At 64.5% G+C, this 2,363-nt stretch carries 2 protein-coding genes; both read right to left on the reverse strand.

Translation table 11 applies throughout. From position 1 onward, the window contains the following. The coding region (locus VEK15_17615) for a tetratricopeptide repeat protein (protein ID HXV62522.1) at positions 1-744 on the reverse strand (744 nt) is incomplete at its 3' end. Next, a complete protein-coding gene (locus VEK15_17620; protein ID HXV62523.1) occupies positions 732-2,339 on the reverse strand; it encodes a CRTAC1 family protein in 1,608 nt (535 codons plus the stop codon). The genes VEK15_17620 and VEK15_17615, both read right to left, overlap by 13 nt. Positions 2,340-2,363: the final 24 nt, after the last annotated feature.

Here is a 2,363-nt window from a genome sequence, read left to right on the forward strand (position 1 = left end):
GAGGCGAAGCTCGGCCACGGCGAGCTCGTGGTTTCCGGCGTAGCGTGAGGCGTTCATCGCGAGCGCGATGTGCTCGGCGGCCTTCTTCGTCCGCCGAAACAGCTCCAGCTCTTCCTTTGCCTCCTCGAGTCGACCGTCCCGCAGCATGAGCTGGCCCAGCAGGTAGTGCGCTCCGGGATGCGTGACGTCGAGCTCGGTAACCCGTTTCAGGAGCGGCTCCGCGTCGCCGTCCGACAGGTAGCGCACCTCCGCCAGCAGGTAGAGCGCGTTGACCAATTGAGAGGGCTCCATCGTATCCACCCTCGGAGCTTCTTCAGGAATGAGCTCTACTGCTTGCTCCGCGTGTTCGCGAGCGGCACCGTAATTGCCCTCGCTCTTGGCGACCGCACCGAGATAGTAGTGCGTGATCCCGTTTGCGGGATCTCCTTCGAGGGCACGGACGAGCTCCTTCCGGGCGGCATCATAGCGGCCAAGCCGGAAGAGGAGCGCGCCGAGGGTCGTACGCAAGCGGTGTTGCTCGGGCCGAAGCTCCAGGGCCTCGGTGAGCGTGGCGGCCGCTTGTGGAATCTGATCGCTCTCGGTCTGCAGCCGGGCCAGAAACGCGAGCAGGGGCGCTGACGTCGAGCGTTCTCGGGCTTCGCTCAGAAGCGCGATGGCCCGCTCCCGCTCGCCCAGTTCCAGGAGGCGCCGTGCCTCGGTGAGGGGGTCGCTCTGCAGCAGCAAGAAAAGTGTCAGCGCAACCAACCCACGCCCTCCTTGACGAGATAGCTCCTCCCCGCTTCGAGCCCCTCCAGCCGGTCTTCTTGCCCCGAAGGCCAGGTCACCACCAGCCTGTCGACGCGCTCGAGCTCGCCTAGTCCGAAATGCGCTATCGGCTCGTTCGCCCCGAGAAATCCGTCGCTGGTGCGGAGCTCTCGGAATTGATTTGCCCCCGCGCTGGAGACAACGAGCGTCGCGCCGAGACCGTCCCGGTTGCTCGCGGTTCCTATCAGCCGCACCCGGAGCCATTTGCCGGCAACGCGGCCGACGTAGAGGTCGGGCGCCGAGTCGAGGTTGTTGACCACGACGTCGAGTGCGCCATCCCGGTTCAGATCGCCGAGAGCCGTGCCTCGGCTGACTCGCGCGTGATCGGCGAGCGGGGCCTCCTCGAACGTTCGCCCGTGACCGAGGAACAACTGATTCCTCTGAGCGTAGGGCTCGCCGATCTCGGGATGATGGTCGAGCTCGGAGTAGATGTGTCCGTTGGCCACGAAGAGATCGAGCCATCCATCGTTGTCGGCGTCGAAAAAAACCGTGCCCCAGCCAAGGTACGGCAATGTGGGAACGGCGAGATCGAGCCGAGCGGTGGCGTCGGTGAACCGGAGCTCGCCCTGGTTCTCGTAGAGAGTGTTGTAATCGCGCTGGAAGTTGGTGACGTAGAGGTCGAGATCGCCGTCGCCGTCGAAATCGCCCGCGGTAGAGCCCATCCCCGACTGCTCGACTCCAGAGCCGCTATAACCGGCTCCGGAGAGGAGCGATACGTCCTCGAATCGCATTCCGCCCAGATTCCGGAAGAGGAGATCGATCGTGGCGTCGTTAGCGACGTGAATGTCCGGAAGCCGGTCGCCGTCGAGGTCCGCCAAAAGCACGCTGAACCCGCGGGTTTCAGGAGATAGGACACCCGCCTCGGCGGTCACGTCACGAAACGAGCGGCCATTTTCGTTACGGAAGAGCGCGTCGGGCTCGCCGGGAAGCCCGTTGGGTCCGCAGAAGACCTCGATCCCAAAGTAGCTGCACCGGGCCTTCAAGTCGGCGCGCTCGCGATCGATGTAGTTGCAGACGTAGAGATCCACGAGACCATCTCCATCGAGATCGCCGAAAGCGGCGCCCGTGCTCCACCCGGGGTGCTCCACCCCCGCTTCGACCGCTTCAAAAGTCCCATCCCCATTGTTGCGATAGAGAACGTTCGGCCCGGTGTTGGTGACGTAGAGATCCGGGTCCCCGTCGTGATCGATGTCCGCCACGGCACAGCCCCCCGCCCAGCCCTCGTGACCCACGCCCGCTTCTCTCGTCGCGTCCTGGAAAACGAGCTCGCCGCGATTGCGATACAGGCGATTGCTCGTGCGGAGCCCGGGCGCTCCGCCGTCGGGAAAGTAAAGGTCGTCCAGACCGTCCCCATCGTAATCCAGCATGCAGACACCCGCGCCCACCATCTCGACGATCGAGCGTTTAACCGCGGGTCCCGAGTGGTTGCGGTAGTCCACGAAGGCGGAAACGACTCGGAACAGGTCCTTTTTGCTTTCAGCGGGCCGCGCGGCGAACGGGAGCGTCGCGAGAACGAAGGCAAGAACACCAGGCATCGACGCAATCTACCGGCTGGCTCT

Source organism: Vicinamibacteria bacterium, assembly GCA_035620555.1.
Classification (GTDB): Bacteria; Acidobacteriota; Vicinamibacteria; order Marinacidobacterales; family SMYC01; genus DASPGQ01.